A 25,183-nucleotide genomic window follows, 5' to 3' on the forward strand; every position below is an offset into this window, starting at 1 on the left:
ACACATGTTAACCCGTCAGTAACAAAGCTCCCCTCACGACCCAGCGGTGACTACGGCGTGTACACCTGCTGGAGGCTGTGGATCGCCCCGTCGTCGCCCGTCTCGTACCTGAAGACCAGGCCGGCGTCGGGGTGGGCGTCGAGCCAGTCGATGAGTTCCTGGACGCCGATGCGCTGGTTCTCGCTGCTGTCGGTGATGGGGTTGGCGGCGGTGACGTACGCGGCCTGGTCCATGGCCCAGCGGCTGTCCTCGCCGTCGGTGAGGAACGGCCTGCCGTCGGTGTCCTTGCCGGGGCATCCCCAGGCCCCGTGCCGGATGACGAGATTCACCTTTCCGGTGCTGCCGGGGAGTTCCTCGGCGCGGCTGACGACGATCTCGTCCGGGTCGGCGTGGTCCGGGTCCGGCGCCTCGGTGGCGCAGTCGGCGGCCGGAGCCGTGGTGGTGGCCGGTCCGGTGGTCTTGGACGCGGGCTTCCCGGCGGGCGTGCCGGCGCTCCCCGCGCCCGACGCGGCGCCGCCGGTGGCCGCCGCGCTCGCCGTGGCCCCGCCCTTGCCGCCGGAGGTACCGGGCGCCGCGCTCGCCGTGGCGGCGGCGCTCGGCGTGCCGTCGGCTCCCGCGGCGGAGTCGTTCCCCTGGCAGCCGGTGAGCGCCGCGGCCAGTGCGACGGCCGCGCATGCGATGACGGCAGGTCTGAGGCGATGCGTGTTCATGTGGGACGTCCCCCTTGTGCACGGGCGGCCCGACCGGCCGCACCCGGATCCGGACCGTAACAACGCCCCACCCGTTGCGCACTACCCGGACCTCGCTTGTCACCGACTCCGGACAGTGCCGTCACGGGGCACGGATCAGGTGAGGGGAGCGGGTGGGGAGCAGGCTTTCCGGCGGCGCCGGTGTGCGTGTACCGCCTCGAAGCGGCCGCTTCACGGTCGCATAACATGATCAGGCGCCTCAAGTGGTCTCAGACGTACACAAGTTGAGAAGGGCTCCGTCATGTCGTTCGGTCCGCCGCCCGCCGGATTCGGGCCTGCCGCGCCGCCCGCCTGGAACCCGCCGACGCGGATCGAGCAGGCACTCTACGAGGCGAAGTCGCGAGGGGACTGGGCGGCCTATTTCGCCGCCCTCGCGGACAGCCGCCTGTACTTCGAGATACGCCGTGACAAGGCGGATGCCGAACCGGACCGGGTCAACCCCGTGTTCGGGCACGATCCCCGGGTCGCCGGCGGGCGGATCTGGGCGGTGTACACCGAGGGCATGCTGCCGGCGCCGGATCCGTACCGGGTGTTCGACTGGCAGAGCCTCGGCTGGTTCGCCCGGGTGTGGGCGCCGAGCGATCCGGCGATGATCGTGGTCGATCCGGGCAGTCCGTGCGAGGCGTTCCTGCCCTCCGCGCCGCCGCACTCCACCGTGTGGGCACAAGCCGCCGAACGGTCCAGCGCCCCGCTGGACCGGGCGCGGGTGCTCACGCTCCGGGTGGGCGGTCCGCTGGAGGGGCCCGTCGCGCGGGGGCTGGCCTGCGGCGCGCTGCTGTTCGTACGCGACGGACTGGCCTGGAACGCCATGGCGTACCACGGCAACGGGTATCCGGCGGAGCGGCGGCTGCTCCGGGAGTGGTGGGGTGTCACCAGCCGCGAGGAGTGGCAGGACCAGCAGCGGGCCCTGCTCGACCCCGACGGGGCCAATCCCGTCTGGGAGTTCGCCCTGAGCCTGCGCCGCACCATCGCCCGTGACTTCGGCGGCCACGTCGACACCTCGTACTGGCGTGACGCGGTCGCCCGGGTGCTGCGGGCCCGTGCGGGCGGCGAGACCGTCCTCACCCCTGACGGGGTCACCACCACGCCCACGGTCCCGGAGGCGGAGATCGAGGCCCGGATCAAGGGCGTTCAGCATCTCGTGGGGCGCATCACCCGGTACGAGGCGCGTTTCCGGGCCGACGGCATCCTCGACGAAAACCGGTTCGTCGGCTCCGTGGACGCCTGGAACTTCGGGCGGGCCTCCGGCATGGCCCGCTGGGGGCTGGGCGCCCGCTACTGCTCGCTGACGGAGGCGGAGTCCGCCGTGATCGAGGCCGGGCGGGCCTCCGCGCGGTCCTACAAGTCCTGGCAGGACTTCGCCGCCGGGTACATCTTGGGACGCTGTCTGCACTTCGACGACGAGGAGTTCGGCACCTGGTACACGGACATGGTCGACGTCCACCGGGTTCTGATGTCCGACCCCAAGAGCCCGTGGCGCACCGTTCCGTTCCGGTGAGGGACACGGTTCGCGCCATCATCCCCGCAAGGCTTGACCTGATCATGCCAACGTCTCACCATGAGCGCCAACCCGCACAGCGGACCCACAGGGATGCCCCACCGCAGGCCCCGTCGGGTCCGCACCCGCACGTCGCACTGGAACACCCCCACCTCCACCCCTAGGAGAGTTCATGCGACTTCGCATCCGCGGCTCCGGCGCGCGCGGCAGCAGACGTACCGCCACCCTCGGTGCGCTCCTGGCCCTCGCCCTGACCGCCCCCGTCTCGGCCACCGTCGGCCAGGCCACCGCCGACAGCGTCCGAAGAGTCGCGCCCGGCGACGACGAGATCCGCCAGTACGAGATCCACCAGAGCACGAACCCCGTGACGCGTACGGCCATCCAGGCGGCCGGCGTCAGCGTCGACGAAGCCGACGAGGAGACCGTCGTCGTCTCCGGGCGGGCGGAGCAGATCCGCACGCTGCGCCGACTGGGGTACGACGTCAGCCCGCTGGGCGCCGCGCCGCAACGCTCCGGTGCGCGGCTGTACGACTTCCCCGGCACCGACTCGAAGTACCACAACTACGCCGAGATGAACGCCGAGATCGACCAGCGGCTGGCCGCATACCCGAACATCATGAGCAAGCGGGTGATCGGGAAGTCGTACCAGGGCCGGGACATCGTCGCCATCAAGGTGAGCGACAACGTGGGCACCGACGAGGACGAGCCGGAGGTGCTGTTCACCGCCCACCAGCACGCGCGTGAGCATCTGACCGTGGAGATGGCCCTCTACCTGCTACGGGAACTCGGCGCGGGGTACGGATCCGACGCGCGCGTCACGAACGTCGTCAACAGCCGGGAGATATGGATCGTCCCGGATCTGAACCCGGACGGCGGGGAGTACGACATCGCCAGCGGGTCGTACCGGTCGTGGCGGAAGAACCGGCAGCCCAACTCCGGCTCGTCGTACGTCGGGACCGACCTGAACCGGAACTGGAACTACAAGTGGGGCTGCTGCGGCGGGTCGTCCGGGTCCACGTCCTCGGAGACCTACCGCGGGACCGCCGCCGAGTCCGCGCCCGAGGTGAAGGTGGTCTCCGACTTCGTGCGCAGCCGGGTCGTCGGGGGCAGGCAGCAGATCAAGGCGGGAATCGACTTCCACACCTACAGCGAGCTGGTGTTGTGGCCGTTCGGGTACACCTACGCGGACACCGCCACCGGCATGACCGCGGACGACGCCGCCGCGTTCAAGGCGGTGGGGCGGAAGATGGCCGCGAGCAACGGGTACACCCCGGAGCAGTCCAGTGATCTGTACATCACCGACGGTTCCATCGACGACTATCTCTGGGGTGTGCACAAGATCTTCGACTACACCTTCGAGATGTATCCGGCGTCGAGCGGGAACGGGGGGTTCTACCCGCCCGATGAAGTCATCGAGCGGGAGACCTCCCGGAACAGGGACGCTGTGCTGCAGCTGCTGGAGAACGCGGACTGCATGTACCGGTCGATCGGCAAGGCCGACCAGTACTGCGGTTAGCGGCTACGCCTCCTCGAAGTAGGCGTCGAGCACCGCGTCCAGCTGCTCGTCCCACTCCTTGAAGCGCGCCCTGGCCGTCGCCTCGATCTCGATCGGGAACCAGCGGCGGTCAGGGGTGTGCACGGTGATCGTGTACCGCTTGCCGAAGCGCGGGGACTCCGTCTCGACCGCGGCGATCTCGTCCCAGCGGAACTCGCAGGCCTCCTCGTCCAGGCTGAGGCGGACGCCCCTGCGGTCGGCGACTATCCGCGCCCGGCGGTCGGACGCCTCGAAGACCGGGCCGTCCTCGGCGGTCTCGTCGTCGTCCGCCCGCGCCTCGGCGGCCGCGTCGCCGGCCACCGGTTCCTCCGGCGTCGGGTCCTTCGGCGCCGCCTCCTCGGATGCGGGCTTCTCGGCCTTCGTCACCGCGGCCTCCGGCTCCTTCGTGACCGGCTCCCCCGGTGTCGGACCCGTGATGCCCGGGATGAAGGCCGGGTCGAAACCGGCGCCCGTCACGGGCTCGGTCTTCAACGGCTCGGCCTTCACCGGCTTGCTGCTCGATCCTATGCGCTGCTCCACGGCGGCAGTATGGACGACTTCCCTGTGCCGGAACCAGTCAGCTCACGAGAACCGGTCAGCTCACGAGAACCGGTCGGCGCAGGAACACGCGTGAGGTGCCGTCGGCCCGGTACGGCGAGGGCGTCGGTCAGCCCAGGACGGCGAGCGCGTCGATCTCGATGAGCAGGCCGGCCGGCAGACCGACGTAGACCGTCGTGCGGGCGGCGGGCGGCTGGGTGAGGCCCTGCTCCTCGAAGTAGGCGTTGTAGATCTCGTTCATCTCGGCGAAGTGGTCCACGTCCGTGAGGTAGACACGGATCATCATCACGTCGTCCCAGCTCGCTCCGCCTTCCTCCAGGACCGCCTTGACGTTGGCGAGGGTCTGGAGGGTCTGCTCGCGCAGGGTCGGGCCGGCGGGCGTCGGAGGCTTTCCCTCCGCCGCCGGCAGGAAGCCGACCTGGCCGGCGACCTGGAGGATGTTGCCCTTCCGCACGCCGTGCGAGAACTTCGCGGGCGGAGCGGTGTGGGTCTTCGGCGTGAGCGCGATCTTTTCCGTCATACGGATTCCTTACCGATGGTCTGCTACGGGTGTTCTGCCGGAGTACTCGCCGCTGATCGCGTCCGCCGTACGGCGCACCAGCGGGAGCAGGGTGAGGAGTTCCTCGGCGGTGACGACCACGTTCGGCGCGGACACCGACATCGCGGCGACCACCCGGCCGTCGGCACCGCGGACGGGGGCGGCGACGCAGTTGACGGACTCCTCGTGGCCACCGAGGTCGGTGGCCCAGCCCTGTTCGCGCACCGTGGCGAGTTCCTTCAGGAAGGCCTCGGCGTTCGGGGTCGAACGGGCCGTGTACGCGGGATAGTCGAGCTGCTCGGCGAGGGCGCGGCGCTCGGGTCCGGGCAGGTCGGCGAGGAGCAGCTTGGCCACGGCCGCCACGGTGATGGCCACGGGCTTGCCGATCCGCGAGTACATGCGGACCGGATAGCGGCTCTCCACCTTGTCGATGTACAGCACCTCGTTCTCCTCGTGGACGGCGAGGTGGACGGTGTGTCCGCACTGTTCGTTGAGCCGGACGAGGTGGGGGTGGGCGATCTCGCGGATGTCCAGGTTCTCCATCGCCTCCTGGGCGAGGGCGAAGAGACGGGCGCCGAGCCGGTAGCGCTGGTCGGACTGGCGGTAGACCAAGCCGTGTTCGTGCAGGGTGCGCAGGAGGCGGAGAGCGGTGGACTTGTGCACGCCCAGCCGGTCGGCGACCTGCCCGAGGTCGGCGGGGCCCTCGGCGAGCAGCGGCAGGATGCTCAGGGCGCGGTCGACGGTCTGACTCATGGGGTGTTCGCCTCCTCCGGGGCCCGATCGGCCTGTGTCCAGCCGGGGCCGAGACGAAGTCTCCCCCATGCGTGGTCGTCCAGGGCGGCGAGGCGGTCGGCGTGGCCGCGGGCGGGGGGTGCGGCGAGGTCGCCGGGGGTGGTGAGGGCGGCGGCGGCGAAGAGGTGGCCGTACCGGACGCGGGTCTTCGGGGGAAGGCCGCGGAGGGTGGCGGAGAGGAAGCCGGCGGCGAAGGCGTCTCCCGCGCCGACATGGGCGACGACGTCCACGTGCGGGGCCCGGACGAAGGTCGCGGTGCCGCCGGCGTCCTCGGTGCCTTCGGCATCCTCGGTGCCTTCGGTGTGCCGGTGGAAGACGGTCGCTCCGCCCCTGCCCTGTTTGACGACGACCGTTTCCGGCTCCGGCAGCGCCTCCAGGACCGCCCGGCTGCCGTGCAGCCCCCAGGCCCGACGTGCCTCGTCGGCGCCGACGAACACGATGTCGGCACCCCGCGCCAGCTCCAGCAGCACGCGGGGCCCGTCGGCGTCCGGCCACAGCGCGGGCCGGTGGTTGACGTCGAAGGAGATCAGCGGGCGGCCGGACCGGCGTGCCGTCAGTTCGCGCATCAGCTCCAGGCAGTCGCCGGACAGCGCCGCCGTGATCCCGGAGAGATGCAGCACCCGCCCGGCCCGCACCGCCGCCAGGTCGACGTTGTCCACGGCCATGGCGGAGGCCGCCGACCCCGCCCGGTAGTACGCCACCTCGTGCGCGTCCGTGCCGCGGTCGCCGGCCGTGCGGAAGTAGAGGCCGGTCGGGCGGCCCGGGTCCCGGCGCACGGCGGACACGTCGACCCCGTACCCGCCGATCCGCTCCACCAGATGGTCGCCGAAGCCGTCCGCGCCGACCCGGCCGACCCAGCGTGCCGTGTGGCCGAAGGCGGCCAGGGCGCAGGCCACGTTGGACTCGGCGCCGCCGATGGACCGGTGGAAGGAAGGCACGTCGGCGAGGTGGCCGGGGCGGCCGGGCAGGAAGGTGACCATGGCCTCGCCGAGCGTCACCACGTCCATGACGTTCCCGGTGTGCGCAACGACCGAGGCGTAAGCAGCGTCGTCGATGATGGCTCCTGTCGAGGGCCGGGTGGCGGCTTTCGTTGACCCGGTGTTCGGCAAGATGCTAGACACCAGTAAGCACTGCATGCAATGGCCGTTGCATATAGCGCAACAGCCGAGAGAGGGGCTCCATGAGCACCGAAGCGCTGGCCCGCCAGGCCGCGGCACGTCTCGCCCGCCTGGCCGAGGAACGTGTCGACCACCGCTTCAAGGGCCTCCCCCCGGACGCCGACGGCCTCACCGTCGCCGAGCTGGCCGCCCAGCGCCGCAACCTCTTCCGGGACGGCGACGGCTTCACCACGCCCGTCCTCGCCCTGTCCGCCGAGCGCCTGGAGCACAACCTCGCGCTGATGGAGACGTACACCGCCCGGCACGGCCTGGCCTTCGCCCCGCACGGCAAGACCTCCATGGCCCCGCAGCTCTTCCGCCGGCAGATCGAGCACGGCGCCTGGGGGATCACGCTGGCGGTGCCCCACCAGGTGCGGGTCGCCAGGGCGTTCGGCATCCAGCGGATCTTCCTCGCCAACGAGCTGGTGGACGCCTCCGCCCTGCGCTGGATCGCCGGCGAGCTGGCCGCCGACCCGGAGTTCCGTCTCGTCTGCTACGTCGACTCGGTGCGCGGGGTGGAGCTGATGGACGCGGCCCTGCGGGACGCCGCCCGGCCCGTGGACGTCGTGATCGAACTGGGGGCGGGCGAAGGGGCCCGGACCGGTGTGCGCACGGAGGCGGAGGCCCTGGCCGTGGCCGGGGCCGTGGCCGGCACACGGACGCTCCGGCTCGTCGGTGTGGCGGGATACGAGGCCCAGGTGCCGGGCGCCTCCCCGGAGCGGGTGCGGGAGTGGCTTCGGCGCCTGGTCGGCCTCGCCGTGGAGCTCGACCGGGCCGGGCGCTTCGCCGAGGCGAGCGACATCGTGGTGAGCGCCGGCGGCAGCGAGTGGTTCGACGCGGTCGCCGACGTGTTCGCCGGCATCCCCGCACTCTCGCTCCCGGTGCTGAAGCTGCTGCGCTCCGGCGCCTACGTCTCGCACGACGACCTGCACTACGACAGGCTGACCCCGTTCAACCGGGTGCCCGAGGAGGGCGCGCTGGAGCCCGCGTTCCGGCTGTGGGCCCAGGTGGTGTCCCGGCCGTCCGCGACGGAGGCCTTCGTCAATGCGGGCAAGCGGGACGCCGCCTACGACCTCGACCATCCGGTGGCGCACGTGGTACGCCGGAACGGCACCGAGCGTTCGGCGGCGGACGTCGAGGTGACCGCCCTGTCCGACCAGCACCTGTGGCTGCGCACCGGCCCCGGCGCCGATGTCGAGGTCGGCGACTGGATCGGCTTCGGCCTGTCCCACCCGTGCACGGTCTTCGACAAGTGGCAGCTGATCCCGGTGGCCGAGGCGGACGGGACGGTCGTCGACTACATCCGTACGTTCTTCTAGGAGGCCCGCGTGGAGCAGCTCGTCATCCGGGACGCGGACGTCGTCGACGGCAGCGGGGCGGACTCCTACCGCGCCGACGTCGTCATCGACGGCGGGCGGATCGTCTCGATCGTCAAGGAGGCCGCCGCGGCGGGCTGCCAACGGCCGCGCGCCCGGCGCGAGCTGGACGCGGAGGGCCTGGTCCTCTCCCCCGGCTTCATCGACATGCACGCCCACTCGGACCTGGCCCTGCTGCGCGACCCCGACCACAGTGCGAAGGCCGCACAGGGGGTCACGCTGGAGGTGCTGGGCCAGGACGGGCTGTCGTACGCGCCGGTGGACGAGCGCACGCTGGAGGAGGTGCGCCGGGCGATCACCGGCTGGAACGGGTACGGCGACGACGTCGACTTCGACTGGCGGACCGTCGGCGAGTACCTCGACCGGCTCGATCGGGGCATCGCCGTGAACGCGGCCTACCTGATCCCGCAGGGCACGGTCCGGGCCCTCGTGGTCGGCTGGGAGGACCGCGAGGCCACGGCCGGGGAGCTGGACCGGATGCGGGAGTTGGTGGCCGAGGGGCTGGAACAGGGCGCGGTGGGCATGTCCTCCGGGCTGACGTACACCCCCGGCATGTACGCCAGGGACGCGGAGCTGACCGAGCTGTGCCGGGTGGTGGCGTCCTACGGCGGCTACTACTGCCCGCACCACCGCTCCTACGGCGCCGGCGCCCTGGAGGCGTATGCCGAGATGGTGGCCCTGTCCCGGGAGGCGGGCTGCCCGCTGCACCTGGCCCACGCGACGATGAACTTCGGGGTGAACAAGGGCCGGGCGCCAGAGCTGCTGGCCCTGCTCGACCGGGCCCTGGAGGCGGGCGCGGACATCACGCTGGACACCTATCCCTACACGCCCGGCTGCACCACCCTCGCCGCGCTGCTGCCGAGCTGGGCGAGCGAGGGCGGGCCGGAGAAGGTCCTGGCCCGGCTGACCGACCCGGAGACGGCCGAGCGCATCCGGCACGACCTGGAGGTGACCGGCTCGGACGGCTGCCACGGCGTGCCGGTGGAGTGGGAGACGATCGAGGTCTCCGGGGTGACCGATCCGGCGCTGGCCGAGTGCGTGGGCCGTACGGTCCGGGACGCGGCGGAGGTGCGCGGCGAGGCCCCCTGGGTCACCGCCCGACGCCTCCTGGTACGGGACCGGCTCGGTACGACGATCCTCCACCACGTCGGCCACGAGGAGAACGTCCGCGCGATCATGCGGCACCGCGCGCACACCGGCGGCTCGGACGGCATCCTGCGGGGCAGCAAGCCGCACCCGCGCGCGTACGGCACCTTTCCGCGCTATCTCGGCCACTATGTGCGGGAGTCGGGGGTGCTGACGCTGGAGGAGTGCGTGGCCCGTCTCACCTCGCGGCCCGCGGCCCGGCTGCGGCTGCCGGACCGGGGGCTGGTGCGCGAGGGGTACCGGGCCGACCTGGTCCTGTTCGACCCGGAGACGGTCGCGCCCGGCGCCACCTTCGCCGCGCCCCGGGCGCTGCCGGCCGGGATCCCGTATGTGCTGGTCGACGGCCGGTTCGTCATCGAGGACGGCAAGCGGACGGACGTGCTGGCGGGGCGGGCGGTCCGTCGTACCCCGGTGTGACCGCCCGGCCCGGCCGGCTCAGGGCTTGGGCAGGGTGCAGCCGGAGGCGCTGAGGTTGAGCTTGTTGCCGGTGGTGAAGCAGGCGGGGATGGTGTAGGTCTCCTGGCCGTAGTTGATGCCCTGGCGGACGGTGACGGTGCCGCTCGCGTCGACCTCGCACGGGTTGTTCTCCGTGCACCGCTCACCGTCCTCGTTACCGGTGTTGTTCACGGCGACGACCTTGCCGGTGGTGGTGTCGACGACCGGGGAGCCGGAGGTGCCGCCGATGGTGTTGCAGGCGGAGGTGTAACGGACGGAGTCCTTCCAGGTCCAGGCGCCCTCCTTCAGCCGGTACACGAAGCCGTCGATGTTGCAGCTGTAGATGCGCTTCCAATAGCCGGAGACCACCTTGATGGCGGTGCCGGCCGTCGGGTGCGTGTCCTGCACGGTGAGCGGGCTGATGCCGTAGGAGCTCTTGATCGCCGCGTACGTGGTGGTGGTGCGGTAGATCGCGACGTCCGTGTCGGTCATGGTCGAGTACACGATCTGGTTGGCGCGCAGGGTGGCGATCCTGGTGCCGGCGGAGTTCAGCAGGCCGAAGGAGCGGCTGGAGGACTGGCCGGTGATGACCTCGCCCGGGTCCGGGAAGCCGGTCTCCAGGCAGTGGCCGTTGGTCAGCACGAGGGCGGGGTCGCTGTCGGCGGAGCCGGGGAAGCGGATGACGGAGCCGGAGCAGTTGCTGAGCGAGACGGTGCCGGCGAAGTCGACGGTGGCCTTGACGGCCGGGGCGGAGTGCGGGGCGGTGGTCTTCGCGGCCGTGTGCGGGGCGGCGATCGCCGGGGTCGCGCCCAGCCCGGCTATCGCCAGGGAGGAGAGGGCGGCAAGGAGAGGCTTGTTCATGTGGGGGTCCCCTCTTACGACGTGGGCGACCGGAGGTTGTCCGGTCGCCCATGCGGTTGTCATGCGCATTGTCAGCGGCTGAGGGGGACGGGGACAAGGAGCCGCGTCAGGCCATAGGGGTTTCCCTGTGCGGGAACGGCGTGAGCGAGGGCAGTACCTCGCGGCCGGGCCGGGCGGCAGGGGCCGCCCGCCCTCGGTCTGCGCCCGTCCGGCGACGAGCCACCGTCAGAGGGCGGTCAACTGCCTTGACCCCGCACGCCGTTGCCGCGGCGGAGCCGGCCGCGCGGTCCGGCCTCCGGTCAGCGCGGGCGTTTCGTCGCGCCATGGCCGTGGCCCCGGCTGGGGACGGCGGCGGAGTCCGACGCCGTCGGGCTGACGGACGACTCCGCGGGCGTGGGACTGGCCGAGACCGAAGCCGCCGGACTGCCGCTCGGGTCGACGGCGTCGGCGCTCGCGGCCGGGCTGTCGGACGGGAGACCGGCCGCCACGGCCGCCGTGCCGGAGGGAGCGGGTGCGGTGGAACGGGCGGAGCGGGCGGCGGTGGCCGGGGCCGTCGTGGCCGGGACCGTGCCGCCGCCGTCGTCGGTGGCGGGGCCGTCGGCGACCCGGCCGCCGTCCGCGGGGCGGGACCCGTCCGAGGAACCCGATCCGGCCAGGGCGGCGATCACCGCGACGGCCCCGGCCACGCCGAGGGCGCCCGCGACGACCGCCAGCCGGCGGCGGTCGCCGCCGCGCCGCTGGGCACGCCGGCGCGCGGCCCGTCCCGCGCCGGGCTCCGGCGGCGCGGGCTGCGCGGGCAGCTCGCGCGTCTCGTCGTACCCGTCCTGCCAGCCGTGCGCGGCGGCCGGGTCGGCGTACTCGTCGTAGGCGGGGGCCGGAGCCTGCTGCGGGAGGTACACGCTCGGCCGGACACCGGGCGCGCCGCTCGTCGCACGGCTGCCGAACGCCTCCGCCTCATACTCCCGTTCCGTGGACATGCCAGCGGATTGTAGGGACGCAAGCGGTTCCTGAGACAGCCGAGGGCGATATCCGGGCAAACCTCCGTGTCTCACGTGGCGGAAAACACGACCCATGAGGCATTACCGAGCCGTAAGCTCACGTCATGCAGGTGATCCAGTCGACCAAGCTCGCCAACGTCTGTTACGAGATCCGGGGCCCGGTTCTCGAGGAGGCCATGCGGCTGGAGGCGGCGGGGCACCGCATCCTCAAGCTCAACACCGGCAACCCGGCCGCCTTCGGCTTCGAGTGCCCGCCGGAGATCCTCGAGGACATCCTCCGGAACGTCTCCACGGCGCACGGCTACGGCGATGCGAAGGGACTGCTGGCCGCCCGGCGCGCGGTCGTCATGCACAACCAGACCATCGGCATCGAGACGGACGTCGAACACGTCTTCATCGGCAACGGCGTCTCCGAGCTGATCGTGATGGCCATGCAGGGGCTTCTGGACGACGGGGACGAGGTGCTCGTACCGGCGCCGGACTACCCGCTGTGGACCGCCGCCGTGTCCCTGTCCGGCGGCACCGCCGTCCACTACCGCTGCGACGAGCAGTCGGACTGGATGCCCGACCTCGCCGACATCGAGCGCAAGGTCACCGACCGCACCAAGGCCATCGTCATCATCAACCCGAACAACCCCACGGGCGCGGTGTACGACGAGGCCGTGCTCAAGGGACTGACGGACATCGCCCGCCGGCACAACCTGCTCGTCTGCTCCGACGAGATCTACGACAAGATCCTCTACGACGGCGCCACACACACCCCGACCGCGAAGATCGCCCCGGACCTGCTCACCCTCACCTTCAACGGCATGTCGAAGGCGTACCGGGTGGCCGGCTACCGCGTCGGCTGGATGTCGATCTCCGGCCCGCGCGCGCACGCCGACTCCTACATCGAGGGCCTGACGATCCTGGCGAACATGCGGCTGTGCGCCAACATGCCGGGCCAGCACGGGGTGGTCGCCGCGCTCAGCGGCCGGCAGTCGATCAACGACCTGGTGCTGCCGGGCGGGCGTCTGAAGGAGCAGCTGGACACCGCCTACGAACTGCTGACGCAGATCCCGGGCGTGACGTGCGTACGGCCGAAGGGCGCGCTGTACCTCTTCCCGCGCCTGGACCCGCAGGTCTTCAAGATCAAGGACGACCGCCGGATGGTCCTCGATCTGCTGCGCCGGGAGAAGATCATGGTCGTCCAGGGCACCGGCTTCAACTGGCCCGAGCCGGATCACTTCCGCGTGGTGACCCTGCCCTCGGTCGGCGATCTGCGGGACGCCGTGACCAGGATCGGGAACTTCCTGGACGGATACGGCCAGCCGTAGCCGAGGGGGCTTCGTTCCGTGACCCGACTCAACTTTAGACGAAATCCAAGCTAAGATGGTTTCCTGTCAGAGCACAGGAGGCCGTCCCCATGTACGAACCGATCCGCACCAAGTCGGTCCACAGCACGAGGGCCGGCAGCACCTCCGACTTCCCCCACCGGTCGCGCGAGGAGGAGCTGGACATCCAGCTCGCCGGGCACCTCGCCGCGCTGCTCGCGGTCACCGACGAACTTCGCGCCCTGACCCCGTCCGCCGACCTGGACACGGCCGCCGAGCGCCTGGCGGCCCAGGTGGCCCGGCTGCGGGGAGGGCGTACGCCGCTGCGTGCCGCGCCGACCGCGGCGGGTGAGCCGGCCGCGCTGCACCGGCGGGCGCACACGCTCGCCGGACGGGCGCTCGTGGTCGCGGCCTCGCGCGCGGACACGGCGGTGGCGATCCTCGCCGCCGAGCGGATGGACGCCCACAGCGCCGCCGCCCCGGCCGGGCCGAAGGAACTCAGCCCGGCCCGATGACCCCGTCCAGGGGTCCCTTTGTCGGCCCCGGTCCGCGTGCACCCGCAGCGACGCGCGGACCGGGCGCCATACGCCGCGCCCGGCTTCGAACCGGCTTCTCGGCAGCGGTGCGTTTCGTCGGGCAGGTCGCCGGCCCGTTCCTGGCCGGGCGCCGTGCGGAGCGCCGGTCGGGTGGGCGGGGGCTGAGCACCGTCGCGGCGGAGGAAGGGTGAGCGGCAACCACAGGCTTCCGGTCCCCTGAAGCCGCCGCGACGGCGATCAGACGTTGCCGTGCCCTTGTCCTCTCCTTGCCGGCCCGCGACGACGGCGGCCGGCACCACATCGGGAGCGGCGAAGAAGTCGGCCTTCTCCGATCCGATCACCCCACGCACCGTGAAGGCGAGGGGCCCCGCACGCCGTTGTGCGGGGCCCTCGGGTGTGTTCCACGGCCGGTCGTGACGATCGCTGGTCAGGGCACACCCCGGCCGGCCGTGGAGTCTTGGGCGGGCGCTCAGCCCAGGCGCTCCACCAGGGCGCGGTACTGGTCCCACAGCTCCTTCGGGGTGTGGTCACCGAAGGTCTCCAGGTGCGCGGGGACCAGCGCGGCCTCCTCGCGCCAGACCTCCTTGTCGACCGTGAGCAGGAAGTCGAGGTCGGACGGGGACAGTTCGAGGCCGTCGGTGTCCAGCGCCTCCTTGGTCGGCAGGATGCCGATCGGGGTCTCGACACCCTCGGCCTTGCCCTCCAGCCGCTCCACGATCCACTTCAGGACGCGGGAGTTCTCGCCGAAGCCGGGCCAGACGAACTTGCCCTCGTCGTTCTTGCGGAACCAGTTGACGTAGTAGATCTTCGGCAGCTTGGCCGCGTCCGCGGACTGGCCGACCTTGACCCAGTGGGCCATGTAGTCGCCCATGTTGTAGCCGCAGAACGGCAGCATCGCGAACGGGTCGCGGCGCAGCTCGCCGACCTTGCCCTCGGCCGCGGCGGTCTTCTCGGAGGCCACGTTGGCGCCGAGGAAGACGCCGTGGTTCCAGTCGAAGGACTCCGTCACCAGCGGCACCGCGGTGGCGCGCCGGCCGCCGAAGAGGATCGCCGAGATCGGCACGCCCTTGGGGTCCTCCCACTCGGGCGCGATGATCGGGCACTGCGAGGCCGGCACGGTGAAGCGGGCGTTGGGGTGGGCGGCGGGCGTCTCGGACGCCGGCGTCCAGTCGTTGCCCTTCCAGTCGGTCAGGTGGGCCGGGGACTCCTCGGTCATGCCCTCCCACCACACGTCACCGTCGTCGGTGAGCGCGACGTTGGTGAAGACCGCGTTGCCCCACAGGGTCTTCATCGCGTTGGCGTTGGTGTGCTCACCGGTGCCGGGCGCGACGCCGAAGAAGCCGGCCTCGGGGTTGATCGCGTACAGCCGGCCGTCCTCGCCGAACCGCATCCAGGCGATGTCGTCGCCGATGGTCTCCACCGTCCAGCCGGAGATCGTGGGCTCCAGCATGGCGAGGTTCGTCTTGCCGCAGGCGCTCGGGAAGGCGGCGGCGACGTACTTGGCCTCACCCTGCGGCGGGGTCAGCTTGAGGATCAGCATGTGCTCGGCGAGCCAGCCCTCGTCCCGCGCCATGACGGAGGCGATGCGCAGCGCGTAGCACTTCTTGCCGAGCAGGGCGTTGCCGCCGTAACCGGAGCCGTAGGACCAGATCTCGCGGCTCTCCGGGAAGTGCGAGATGTACTTGGTCCGGTTGCACGGCCACGGGACGTCCTCCTGGCCCTCCTCCAGGGGGGCGCCCAGCGTGTGGACGGCCTTGACGAAGAAGCCCTCGTCGCCCAGCTCGTCCAGGACGGCCTGGCCCATGCGCGTCATCGTGCGCATGGAGACGGCGACGTAGGCGGAGTCGGTGATCTCCACGCCCAGCGCGGCCAGCGGGGAGCCGAGCGGGCCCATGCAGAACGGGACGACGTACATCGTGCGGCCCCGCATCGAGCCCCGGAACAGGCCCTTCTCACCGGCGAAGATCTCCCGCATCTCGGCGGGGGCCTTCCAGTGGTTGGTCGGGCCGGCGTCCTCCTCCTTCTCGGAGCAGATGAAGGTGCGGTCCTCGACGCGCGCGACGTCGGTCGGGTCGGAGGCGGCGTAGTAGGAGTGCGGGCGCTTGATCGGGTCGAGCTTCTTGAAGGTGCCCTTGGCCACGAGCTCTTCGCAGAGGCGCTCGTACTCGGCCTCGGATCCGTCACACCAGACCACGTTGTCCGGCTGCGTCAGTTCGGCGATCTCGTTGACCCACGAGATCAGTTCCTGATGGTCGGTGGGAACGCTGGAAGCCGAGTTGTCGCGCGCCACGGTTGCTCCTAAATGAGGGATTTTGTCCTTGTTGCCCCGTGGGGGCTGCGACCCGGACGCTTCTCTGATGCTCATCCGGTGCCGACTGCACTCATTTGATCATCCGACGCGAATGCCCATCTGTCCAGGGGACGTCACAAGTGAGCGACGTGAGGAAGACCACGGTTTCCAGGGCTGTTTGCGTTCCCTTTACATCCTGGTTTGCGACACCTGAAGGTCTTTTTGCGTTCAGTCGACCTGAGGCACCGCGCTGATACACGATTTACGGCGCCGTGGGTACCATGCGGCCCATGACTGCGTCCGCCCCCGACGCGCCCACGGACTCGCCGGCCGCCGGCCGCGGTCCCGTCGCGCTCCCCTTGCCGCACCCGGTCAAGCCCAGGCTCCGCGGCTGGCTGCACCTCGGCATGTTTCCGGCCGTACTCATCGCTGGCCTCGTACTCACCGCGCTCGCCGACTCGACCAGAGGGCGCATCGCCTGCGGCATCTACGCCCTGACCGCCTGCCTCCTCTTCGGCGTCAGCGCGCTGTACCACCGGGGCAACTGGAGCCCCCGCATGGACGGCGTCCTGCGCCGCCTGGACCACGCCAACATCTTCCTGATCATCGCGGGCACCTACACCCCGCTGACCCTGCTGCTCCTGCCCGGCGCGAAGGGCCAGTGGCTGCTGTGGGGCATCTGGGCCGCGGCGGCGGCCGGCATCGTCTTCCGCGTCTTCTGGGTCGGCGCCCCACGCTGGCTCTACACGCCCTGCTACATCGCCATGGGCTGGGCGGCCGTCTTCTTCCTGCCCGACTTCCTGCACACGGGCGGCATCGCCGTCCTGGTCCTGGTCATCGTCGGCGGCCTGCTCTACAGCGCCGGGGGCGTGATCTACGGCATCAAGCGCCCGAACCCGTCACCGCGCTGGTTCGGCTTCCACGAGGTCTTCCACTCCTTCACTCTCGCCGCCTTCGTCGTGCACTACGTCTGCATCTCGCTGGTGGCGTACCAGCACGGATAGCCACACCCCACGTCCCCCTTCCGGCCACGACTCGCCCGAGTCGTGGCCGTTTTCGCGCTTCCTGACACCGGATCCCTATTGGCAGTGCCATGCACATGAAAGTCACCCTCATTTCATGGCGACTGTCACACCACCTCGTCTCGGCCTGCCGGCCGCCGCGTTCCCGCCGGGCATCGCGGCCGCCGCGGCGGCCGCGCCGGGGGACACCCCGCAGATGGTCACGTCCGGGACCGATGCCGGACAATGACCCGCATGACCGCCGCACGTTCCCCCTACTCCCCCGCCGACCGACCCCGACTCGGGCTGCGGGAGCGGAAGAAGATCAAGACCCGCGAGGCGATCCGCGCCGCGACGTACGCGCTGATCAGGGAACAGGGGTACGACGCCACGACGATCGAGCAGATCGCCGAGCGGGCCGAGGTGTCGCCGTCGACCGTCTTCCGGTACTTCCCGACCAAGGAGGACATCGTCCTCACGGACGAGTACGACCCGCTGATACTGGAGGAGCTGCGGGCACGGCCGGAGGACGAGCCGTGGAGGGACTCCCTCCGGCACGTGATGCGCAAGACCCTCGACCTGAGCGAGCAGGAGGACCCCGAGGTGCTCCGGCTGCGGGCACACCTCGGGGCCCAGGTCCCCGCCGTGCGCTCCCGGTACTTCGAGAGCATGTCGGAGACCGGCCGCCTGCTCCGCCAGGCCCTCGGGGAGCGCACGGGCCGCGACCCGGAGAGCCTTGAGGTGCGCGTCAGCGCGATGGCCCTCATCGGCGGCATGATGGAGGTCTCCATGTACTGGGCGGAGAACGGCTTCCAGGGCGAGCTACGGGACCTCATGGAGCGGGCCCTGGACGTCATGGAGGACGGTCTCGGCCCGGAAAACCCCTGAGGTCCACGGCGCCGTCCGTGACATCCTGACGGGGTGAACCGACCCGAGATCCACGTCGAAGTCGCCCCCGCCCTCCACCTGTTCGTGCCGGCCGCCCGGCGCGGCGGCGCCACGGCGCTGGCCACCGACGGCGTCTCGACGCTCGGTCATGTGATCGAGTCCCTCGGGGTGCCGCTGACCGAGGTCGGCGCGCTGGTCGTCGACGACCGCGAGGTGCCCGCCTCGCACGTCCCGAGCGCGGGCGAACGCGTGTCGGTCCGTGCGGTGGCCCGCCCTCAGCAGGTCCCCGGGGCCCCTCTCCGCTTCCTCCTCGACGTCCACCTCGGCACCCTGGCCCGCCGGCTGCGGCTGCTCGGCGTGGACACGGCGTACGAGTCGACGGACATCGGCGACCCGGCGCTGGCCGCCCGCTCGGCGGCCGAGAAGCGGGTGATGCTCAGCCGCGACCGGGGCCTGCTGCGCCGCCGGGAACTGTGGGCCGGCGCGTTCGTCTACAGCACCCGCCCCGACGACCAGCTCCACGACGTCCTGGACCGCTTCGCCCCCGACCTGCGCCCCTGGAGCCGCTGCACCGCCTGCAACGGCCTGCTCAAGCAGGCCACCAAGGACGAGGTCGCCGACCAGCTCAAGGGCGGAACCCAGCGGTCGTACGACGTCTTCGCCCAGTGCACGGCCTGCGGCCGGGCGTACTGGAAGGGCGCGCACCACGAACAGCTGGAGGCCATCGTGGAGCGCGCCCTGGCGGAGCACGGTTAGCGCCTGCTCAACTCCCTCTCTCACACCAGCCGGGCGGGGCCGGGACGGGGTTGCTCGTCACGTTCCGGTCGACCCGGCGGACGTGACCGTCCGTCACGCCCGCCGCATCGCTGTGGAGAGTAGGCGGGATCCGACACTTGCCCGGATTCGAACAGTTCCCGCCGTCCGCTTTTCCGGATGTGCGCCGGTCAGTACGCGTTCAGCGCCGCACGCAGCCGCTCCGGATCGGCGGTCGGGGCGTCACACGTGAAGTTACGGCAGACGTACGCAACCGGTTCACCGGCCAGGAGCGGCCGGTCGGCGAGGAGCGGAAATTCGTCACTGTCCGGCGTGCCGACCGCGACGACGGCGCCCGGGGCGGTGCCGAGAAGGGCTGTGCGGTGCAGGGCGGCCGTGTCCTCGTCGGCGAGGGAGGGTCCGACGATCGCGACCTCCTTCGGCCCGTCGAGCAGCGCCTCGGCGACGGCCAGCCCCCACCCGATGAACCGCGGCACACGCGGCCCGAGCGTCTTCACGACCCCCAACGCCCGTTCGGCTGCCGTCCGGTGGGGTTCGGAGCCGGTGTGCGCGGCGTAGCTCAGCAGGGCTCCGGCCGCGGCGGTCCAGCCGGAGGGGGCGGCGTTGTCCGTGGGGTCCTGGGGGCGGCGGATGAGCTGTTCGGCGTCGGAGGCGGTGTCGTAGAGGCCACCGGTCTCCGGGTCGGCGAAGCGGGTGAGCACATGGTCGAGCAGCAGACCGGCGAAGTCGAGCCAGACGCCCTCGCCGGTCGCGCCGGCGAGCGCGAGGAAGCCCTCCGCGACGTCGGCGTAGTCCTCCAGCACACCCGCGTTGGCGCCGACGCGGCCGTCCTTGCTGGTGCGGGCGAGCCGGGCGTGCTCGTCCAGGTGGACGCGGACGAGCAGGTCGGCGGCGCCGAGGGCGGCCTCGGTCAGGTCGGGCCGGTCGAAGTAGGCGCCGGTCTCGGCGAGCGCGGCGACGGCGAGCCCGTTCCAGGCGGCGACGACCTTGTCGTCCCGGCCCGGGGCGGGCCGCTCGGCCCGCTCGGCCAGCAGCCGGCTTTTGACGGAGGCGACCTTCTCCGCGTCGAACACGCCTTCCATTTGCGGCAGTTGGAGGACGGACTGCCCGTGCTCGAAGGTGCCCTCCTCGGTCACGCCGAAGTACTGGGCGGCGAGTTCGGCGTCGTCGCCGAGCACCTCGCGGAGCTGTTCGGGCGTCCACACGTAGTACGCCCCTTCCACGTGCCGCCCGCTGCCGTCGTCGCTGTCGGCGTCGAGGGCGGAGGCGAAGCCTCCCTCGTTCGTGCGCAGTTCGCGGACCATGAAGTCGGCGGTCTCCAGCGCGACCCGCCGGGCGAGGTCCGAGCCGGTGGCCCGCCACAGATGGGCGTACACCCGACACAAAAGCGCATTATCATAAAGCATTTTCTCAAAATGGGGCACAACCCAGTCACGGTCGACGGAGTAGCGGGCGAACCCGCCGCCGAGCTGGTCGTAGATCCCGCCCCGGGCCATCCGCTCGCAGGTGTCCCGGGCCATCTGGAGAGCGCCCTCGGCACCGGTCCGCGCGTGATGCCGCAGCAGGAACTCCAGCACCATGGACGGCGGGAACTTGGGCGCGCCGCCGAATCCGCCGCGCTGCGGGTCGTATTCGCGGGTGAGGCCGAGGAGGGCCTGCGAGAGTTCCTGTTCGCCGGGCGCCTCGGCGGCCTGCCGGACGATCTCCCGCTGGGCGAGGTCGCGGACGATCTTCCCGGCGACCTCGCTGACCTCGTCGTGCCGTGTCGTCCAGGCCTGCTGGACGCCCTCCAGCACCTGCCGGAAGGAGGGCATGCCGTGCCGCGGGGCGGGCGGGAAGTAGGTGCCGAAGTAGAAGGGCTCCGCGTCCGGGGTGAGGAACACGGTCATGGGCCAGCCGCCCTGCCCGGTGGCCGCCTGGACGGCCTCCATGTAGACGGCGTCGACGTCCGGCCGCTCCTCGCGGTCGACCTTGACGCTGACGAAGTGCTCGTTCAGGTACTCGGCGGTGGCCCGGTCCTCGAAGGACTCGTGGGCCATGACGTGACACCAGTGGCAGCTGGAGTACCCGACGCTCAGCAGCACGGGTCTGTTCGTCCTGCGGGCCTCGTCGAAGGCCTCGGCCGACCAGGGCCACCAGTCGACGGGGTTGTCGGCGTGCTGGAGCAGATACGGGGACGTCTCATGGGCCAGTCGGTTCACCGTTCCACTCTCCCACGGGCTCCGGGACCGCGTAGAAACGCATGAGCACCGGGCGCGCCCCGTCCGGCGCCTCCTCGCGCGGGTGGCCGTACCGGTCGAGCAGCGCGTGGTACTCGCGCATGAACTGGAGGAGTTCCTCCCTGGTCAGCCAGGTGCCGTGACGCTGGACCTGGGCCCAGCCCTCGGGGCCGCGGTACTCCTGGTGGGCGCGGCGGTAGAGCGCGGTGTCGAACTCGATCTTCAGGTGGGCCAGCTCGGCGGCCGCCGCGTACTCCTCCGGCGCCATGGTGGCCGGGTCGGGCGTGGTGTGCCGGAACGGCAGGATCCGCCACCAGCGCTCCCGGCCGCCGGACTTCTCCGGGATCTCCTCGATGAGCCGCTGTTCGGCGAGTTTGCGCAGGTGGTAGCTGGTGGTGCCGGAGCTCTCGCCCAGTTCACGGGCGAGGACGGTGGAGTTCGCCTCGCCGTGCCGGCCGAGGTAGTCGAGGATCCGGCGGCGCAGCGGGTTGCCGAGGGACTTGTAGAGAGCGGTCCGCTCCAGGCTGGTCATCTCGGGAAGGCCGTCGGTCATGCCGCCACGGTAACGCCGAGGGCCCCTGAGACACCCTGAGGGACCCTGAGACGCCCCTGATGTCTGCCGAATTTTCTTTGCAGAGATTTCTCTGCGGTTTACGGTGGGGGTGTTGCGGCGACACGGAACGACGACCGAGAAGGGGGCGCGGGATGGCGGCAAGCGGGTGGGAAACGGGACGCGGGACGGCATCGGGGCGAGTGCGGGTGCGCGGGACGGTGGCCGAGCGGGGACGGGGGCGCGGCACGGCGGTCGGATGGGCGAGGCGGTACGGGACGGCGTCCGGGTGGCGGAGGTGGACGCTGATCCTGCTGGGGGTGGGGGCTGTCCTGTTGGTGCCGTGGATGGCGCTGCTGGCGGTGACTCTGCCGGCGAGTACGCAGGTTCACCACTGGTCACTGGCCTGGATCGGCCTGGACGTCCTGTTGGCGACAGGCTGCGCCACCACGGCTCTCCTGGGCCTGCGCGGCGACCCCCGCTCCCGCCTCACGGCCTCGGCGACGGCGAGCGTGGCGGTCCTGGACGCCTGGTTCGACATAACCACCGCCCACACCGGCTCGGCCCTGCTCCAGGCACTGGCCTGCGCGGTGGCGGAGGGGGTGGTGGCGGGGGTCTGCGTGAGGCTGGCGGTCTCGACGGGTGCAGCCGCAAGGCCGTCGACACCAGACCCTCACCACCCCCGCTGATCGTCACCCCCTCGCAATCCGGCCTCCCCACAAGGACACTCGGGGCAGAGGAGTTGGCGCGGGAGGGGGACGGGGCATGCGGGACAGCCATCGGGCGGAGGCCGAGCGGTTGCTGGTGCGGGCCGTGGAGGAGGAGGTGCGGCGCTCGGGCGGGCGGATCGACGGTCAGGTGCTGCTGTCACGGGCGCGCGGTGCGCTGGACGCGATGGCGGGGGCGGCCGGCGAGGAGTACGAGTCCTACACACGCGCCCTGGACCAGGCGGAGGCCGGCCGGCTGTCCTTCGGCCAGCGGTATGCGCGCCAGGGCGCCGGAACGGCCCTGCTGGTGGCGGCCGTTGCCGCCGTCGCCGCCGCCGTGGCCGACCTGTCCCTCGGCACCGGCACCGGCACCGCCCTCGGCGCGGGCGTCACCGCGGCCGCGGTGGGCGCCGTGGCCACGGTGGTGAAGGTGGCCGGTGCCCATCTGCCCGCCGCCCACCACCGCGCGGGCGAGGCCGGCCAGCCCGGCGGCCCGGAGCAGCTGCGGCTGCAGTGGCTGACCGCGCTGGAGGTGCGGGGCATCCGGCCCTTCCTCGACCAGCAGCGGGTGCTCAGCGCGTCCACCGGCGCCAAGAAGACCGGGGGCCCGGCGCTGCGCGGCGCGGACAAGAGCGCGGCGGCCCGACGGCGTTCGGTGCTGGAGCAGTCGTTCGGGCAACTTCCCGACGCCGACGGGCCGTTCGCCGGGCGCCGGACGGAGCTGGCGCGGATCAGGCAGTGGGCGCAGGCGGCCCGGGCGGCCACCGAGACCCGGCCGACGGTGGTGGTCCTGCACGGCGAGCCCGGCTCCGGCCGGACCACGCTGGCGGTGCGCGCGGCGCACGAACTGCGGGACCACTTCCGGGGCGCGGTGGTGGTGGATCTGCGCGGCGGCGGCCGGGACGCGCCGCTGTCCACCCGGGACGCCCTGCTGCACCTGCTCAACCGGCTGGGCGCTCCCCGTGAGCAGCTGCTGTTCCGGGAGCGTTCCTCCCCCGACCAGCAGGTCAAGCGGCTCGGCGAGCTGTACCACCGGCATCTGACCGGGCTGCCCGTGACGATCGTGCTGGACGACGCCTCGGACCCGGAGCAGGTGTGCGCCCTGGTGCCGGAGCGCTCCGACAGCCTGGTGCTGGTGACCGCCCGTACGGCCCTGGACCTGCCCGCGGACCTTGCGGCATGGGTGCACGAGCTGCCGGTGCGGGCGCTGGACGCGGCCGGCGCCGAGGAACTGCTGAGCGCGACGGCCGAAGACGCGTCGGGGCCGTACGACGCCGAATCCGTGGACCAGGTCCGCCGATGGTGCGGGGGGCTGCCGCTGGCGCTCAGGATCGCGGGCTCCGCGCTCGGCCCGCGCTCGACCCAGGTGCTGGCTTCCGACCTGAGCGCGTACGGCCCGATGGAGCCGGTCGAGCGGGCGCTGTGGCTGCGCTACACCGACCAGCCGGAGCCCACCCGCCGGCTGCTGCGCCGGCTGGCCCTGGCGGGTCGGGCCTCGCTGGGCACGGCGGCGGCGGCCGCGCTGCTGGCCACCGACGAGGCCGAGGCCACCGGGCACCTGGTGGCGCTCGCCCGGGCCGGGCTGATCGACCATGTGCGCGGCAGCCGCTACCGGCTGCACGACCTGGTGCGGTCCTTCGCGCAGGCCCGGCTGCTGGACGAGGAGGACCCGGCCGAGCGCGCGGCGGCGCAGGAACGGCTGATCGTGAACTACGCGGAGCTGGCCGAGTCGGTGCTGCGTCTGGTCGACGGCAACATGTCGACGCGGTCGAACCAGTTCGGCTCGCACGGCTTCCCCTCGCTCGACGAGGCGCTGCGCTGGCTGGACGACGAGTCCAGCTTCATCACGGCGGCCCTGCGGCAGGCGGAGGGCGTGAACCAGGCAGCCGTGCTGAACCTGCTCGGCGCGCTGTGCGACTACTGCCTGCTCCGCGGTGACCTGTACCGGCTCGGCGAGATCAGCGAGCTGGCGCAGTCGGTGGACCAGGGGCTGCTGGTGCGGTCGGTGCAGTGGCGTACCGGCATCGCGGCCCGGCAGCTGGGCGAGCTGGACAAGGCGCGCACCACGCTGGCCTCGGTCGTGGACCTGTACCGGGAGGCCCACCACGAGGCGGGAGCGGCCCGTGCGCTGTGCTCGCTCGGGATCACACTGCACCACCAGGGCAACCTCACGGAGGCGGCGGCCAAGCTCCAGGAGGCGCTGGATCTCCAGGCGGCGCCGCAGCTGGCGACGGACCGGGCGTGGACGATGCACGCGCTGGCGGCCGTCCAGCGGGACCGGGCCCGGCTGGCGGAGGCGCTGGACCTGCTCACCCGCTCCTTGGTCCTGCACCGCGAGGGCGGCTCGCTGCACGGCGAGGCATGGGCGCACTTCCAGCTGGGCCAGCTGGCGCTGCGGATGGGGGACGTACCGCGCGCGGAGACGGAGCTGCGGGCCGCCCTGGAGCGGTACGGCCGGACGCGCGACGCGCGTGGGGAGGCATGGGCGCTGACCCAGCTGGCCCGCGCGCGGCTGGTGGCCGGGGACGCCTCGGCGGCCGTGGAGAACCTGCGCCTGGCGATGGCCCGGCACCGGGAGAACGAGGACGCGCGCGGGGAGGCGTGGACCCTGTACTACCTGGGGCAGGCGCTGGAGGAGACCGGCGATCTGGACCAGGCGGTGCGCGACCTGGAGCGGTCCCGGACGATGTTCTCCCGGATGCGGGACGTGTACGGCCTGGCCTGCGCCCGGCACCACTCGGCGCGGGTGACCCGGGACCAGCGTGCCGCGCAGACGGGCTCGCTGCGCAACTCGGGCTTCGCCCGTCAGCTGCTGGTGGACGCGCGCACCGACTTCCAGCGGATCGGCGTCGCCCACGGCGAGGCCTGGACCTGCCTGGAGCTGGCGGTCGTGGACGCGGGCAACGGCCGCACCCCGCAGGCGCTGACGCTGTGTGACGAGGCGCTGACCCTGTTTTCGTCGTACGGCGACCGGCGCGGCGAGGACTGGGCCCGCTTCCTGCGCTGCACGCTGCTGCCGTACGCGGCGCCGGGCGGGGTGGAGGTGGGCACGGCGGTCGCCCAGGAGGAGTTGGCCCAGCTGGCCCGCGCCGCGCATCCGCTGCGGGACGAGAAGCTGGACGGCTACATCTCGGCGTACGCCCTGCTGCTGGAGCGGGGCGTACAGCTGGAGGCGGGCTGGCAGGCCTGGCCGCTGCGCATGACTCCGGACCGCCACGCCCGGGAGGTGATGGGAGTGGCGGTACCGGCGGGGCGGTGACCCT

At 71.9% G+C, this 25,183-nt stretch carries 22 protein-coding genes; 12 read left to right on the top strand and 10 right to left on the bottom strand.

The window, feature by feature from the left end; genetic code table 11:
• Positions 1 to 50: 50 nt before the first annotated feature.
• On the bottom strand, positions 51 to 710 hold the full coding sequence (locus ACZ7DL_RS01480; protein WP_470770505.1) for a hypothetical protein: 660 nt from the start codon (positions 708 to 710) through the stop codon (positions 51 to 53).
• 280 nt (positions 711 to 990) lie between these two features.
• Here ACZ7DL_RS01480 and ACZ7DL_RS01485 point away from each other — a divergent pair, with 280 nt between their 5' ends.
• Positions 991 to 2,247, top strand: coding sequence for a DUF1266 domain-containing protein (locus ACZ7DL_RS01485; RefSeq protein WP_470770507.1), 1,257 nt, complete (start codon positions 991 to 993; stop codon positions 2,245 to 2,247).
• Positions 2,248 to 2,419: 172 nt separating this feature from the next.
• Positions 2,420 to 3,763 (top strand): M14 family metallopeptidase, encoded by a 1,344-nt coding sequence (locus ACZ7DL_RS01490; protein WP_470770509.1) that lies wholly within the window; start codon positions 2,420 to 2,422, stop codon positions 3,761 to 3,763.
• Between the two features lie 3 nt (positions 3,764 to 3,766).
• On the opposite strand, the gene ACZ7DL_RS01495 is transcribed toward ACZ7DL_RS01490, so the two are convergent.
• The 4 genes from ACZ7DL_RS01495 to ACZ7DL_RS01510 all read right to left on the bottom strand — a co-directional run bounded on the left by ACZ7DL_RS01495 (position 3,767) and on the right by ACZ7DL_RS01510 (position 6,676).
• Positions 3,767 to 4,321 (bottom strand): hypothetical protein, encoded by a 555-nt coding sequence (locus ACZ7DL_RS01495; RefSeq protein ID WP_470770510.1) that lies wholly within the window; start codon positions 4,319 to 4,321, stop codon positions 3,767 to 3,769.
• A 127-nt stretch (positions 4,322 to 4,448) separates the two neighbouring features.
• The gene (locus ACZ7DL_RS01500) at positions 4,449 to 4,859 is read right to left on the bottom strand and encodes a RidA family protein (protein WP_470770512.1); all 411 of its coding nucleotides are present in this window, start codon (positions 4,857 to 4,859) and stop codon (positions 4,449 to 4,451) included.
• Between the two features lie 9 nt (positions 4,860 to 4,868).
• Positions 4,869 to 5,630 carry an IclR family transcriptional regulator gene (locus ACZ7DL_RS01505; RefSeq protein ID WP_470770513.1) on the bottom strand — a complete coding sequence of 254 codons (762 nt, stop codon included), beginning with the start codon at positions 5,628 to 5,630 and terminating at the stop codon, positions 4,869 to 4,871.
• Complete coding sequence (locus ACZ7DL_RS01510) at positions 5,627 to 6,676, bottom strand: sugar kinase (RefSeq protein WP_470770515.1); 1,050 nt, start codon at positions 6,674 to 6,676, stop codon at positions 5,627 to 5,629. The genes ACZ7DL_RS01505 and ACZ7DL_RS01510 overlap by 4 nt, the downstream gene beginning before the upstream one ends.
• A 173-nt stretch (positions 6,677 to 6,849) precedes the next feature.
• Here ACZ7DL_RS01510 and ACZ7DL_RS01515 point away from each other — a divergent pair, with 173 nt between their 5' ends.
• Positions 6,850 to 8,145, top strand: a complete 1,296-nt coding sequence (locus ACZ7DL_RS01515; protein ID WP_470770516.1) for an alanine racemase — start codon at positions 6,850 to 6,852, stop codon at positions 8,143 to 8,145.
• 9 nt (positions 8,146 to 8,154) lie between these two features.
• Complete coding sequence (locus ACZ7DL_RS01520) at positions 8,155 to 9,765, top strand: N-acyl-D-amino-acid deacylase family protein (RefSeq protein WP_470770517.1); 1,611 nt, start codon at positions 8,155 to 8,157, stop codon at positions 9,763 to 9,765.
• A gap of 18 nt (positions 9,766 to 9,783) precedes the next feature.
• On the opposite strand, the gene ACZ7DL_RS01525 is transcribed toward ACZ7DL_RS01520, so the two are convergent.
• Together ACZ7DL_RS01525 and ACZ7DL_RS01530 are read right to left on the bottom strand one after the other, a co-directional pair.
• Positions 9,784 to 10,644, bottom strand: a complete 861-nt coding sequence (locus tag ACZ7DL_RS01525) for a S1 family peptidase (protein WP_470770518.1) — start codon at positions 10,642 to 10,644, stop codon at positions 9,784 to 9,786.
• A gap of 299 nt (positions 10,645 to 10,943) precedes the next feature.
• Positions 10,944 to 11,621 carry a hypothetical protein gene (locus tag ACZ7DL_RS01530; protein WP_470770519.1) on the bottom strand — a complete coding sequence of 226 codons (678 nt, stop codon included), beginning with the start codon at positions 11,619 to 11,621 and terminating at the stop codon, positions 10,944 to 10,946.
• 125 nt (positions 11,622 to 11,746) lie between these two features.
• Here ACZ7DL_RS01530 and ACZ7DL_RS01535 point away from each other — a divergent pair, with 125 nt between their 5' ends.
• Together ACZ7DL_RS01535 and ACZ7DL_RS01540 are read left to right on the top strand one after the other, a co-directional pair.
• Complete coding sequence (locus tag ACZ7DL_RS01535; protein ID WP_470770521.1) at positions 11,747 to 12,958, top strand: pyridoxal phosphate-dependent aminotransferase; 1,212 nt, start codon at positions 11,747 to 11,749, stop codon at positions 12,956 to 12,958.
• Between the two features lie 89 nt (positions 12,959 to 13,047).
• Positions 13,048 to 13,470: an SCO4983 family protein gene (locus ACZ7DL_RS01540; protein ID WP_470770522.1), complete on the top strand. Its 423-nt coding sequence runs from the start codon at positions 13,048 to 13,050 to the stop codon at positions 13,468 to 13,470.
• Positions 13,471 to 13,960: 490 nt separating this feature from the next.
• On the opposite strand, the gene ACZ7DL_RS01545 is transcribed toward ACZ7DL_RS01540, so the two are convergent.
• A complete protein-coding gene (locus ACZ7DL_RS01545; RefSeq protein WP_470770524.1) occupies positions 13,961 to 15,781 on the bottom strand; it encodes a phosphoenolpyruvate carboxykinase (GTP) in 1,821 nt (606 codons plus the stop codon).
• 290 nt (positions 15,782 to 16,071) lie between these two features.
• Between ACZ7DL_RS01545 and trhA the strand changes: the two genes are divergently transcribed.
• From trhA to ACZ7DL_RS01565, 4 genes are all read left to right on the top strand, one after another.
• The gene (gene trhA / locus ACZ7DL_RS01550) at positions 16,072 to 16,785 is read left to right on the top strand and encodes a PAQR family membrane homeostasis protein TrhA (RefSeq protein WP_470770526.1); all 714 of its coding nucleotides are present in this window, start codon (positions 16,072 to 16,074) and stop codon (positions 16,783 to 16,785) included.
• Positions 16,786 to 16,900: 115 nt separating this feature from the next.
• Complete coding sequence (locus ACZ7DL_RS01555) at positions 16,901 to 17,032, top strand: hypothetical protein (protein WP_470770528.1); 132 nt, start codon at positions 16,901 to 16,903, stop codon at positions 17,030 to 17,032.
• A gap of 5 nt (positions 17,033 to 17,037) precedes the next feature.
• Entirely contained in the window at positions 17,038 to 17,670 is a 633-nt protein-coding gene (locus ACZ7DL_RS01560; protein ID WP_470770529.1) for a TetR/AcrR family transcriptional regulator, read from the top strand.
• A gap of 33 nt (positions 17,671 to 17,703) precedes the next feature.
• Entirely contained in the window at positions 17,704 to 18,426 is a 723-nt protein-coding gene (locus tag ACZ7DL_RS01565) for a Mut7-C RNAse domain-containing protein (RefSeq protein WP_470770531.1), read from the top strand.
• A gap of 188 nt (positions 18,427 to 18,614) precedes the next feature.
• Here ACZ7DL_RS01565 and ACZ7DL_RS01570 read toward each other — a convergent pair whose 3' ends face one another.
• Together ACZ7DL_RS01570 and ACZ7DL_RS01575 are read right to left on the bottom strand one after the other, a co-directional pair.
• Positions 18,615 to 20,645, bottom strand: coding sequence for a thioredoxin domain-containing protein (locus ACZ7DL_RS01570; protein ID WP_470770533.1), 2,031 nt, complete (start codon positions 20,643 to 20,645; stop codon positions 18,615 to 18,617).
• Positions 20,626 to 21,216, bottom strand: coding sequence for an ArsR/SmtB family transcription factor (locus ACZ7DL_RS01575; protein WP_470770535.1), 591 nt, complete (start codon positions 21,214 to 21,216; stop codon positions 20,626 to 20,628). The genes ACZ7DL_RS01570 and ACZ7DL_RS01575 overlap by 20 nt, the downstream gene beginning before the upstream one ends.
• 317 nt (positions 21,217 to 21,533) lie before the next feature.
• Between ACZ7DL_RS01575 and ACZ7DL_RS01580 the strand changes: the two genes are divergently transcribed.
• Both ACZ7DL_RS01580 and ACZ7DL_RS01585 read left to right on the top strand, forming a co-directional pair.
• A complete protein-coding gene (locus tag ACZ7DL_RS01580; RefSeq protein WP_470770537.1) occupies positions 21,534 to 21,902 on the top strand; it encodes a hypothetical protein in 369 nt (122 codons plus the stop codon).
• A gap of 76 nt (positions 21,903 to 21,978) precedes the next feature.
• Complete coding sequence (locus ACZ7DL_RS01585; protein ID WP_470770539.1) at positions 21,979 to 25,179, top strand: tetratricopeptide repeat protein; 3,201 nt, start codon at positions 21,979 to 21,981, stop codon at positions 25,177 to 25,179.
• The last annotated feature ends 4 nt before the right edge of the window (positions 25,180 to 25,183 follow it).

This window comes from Streptomyces sp. NPDC036984 (assembly GCF_055607665.1).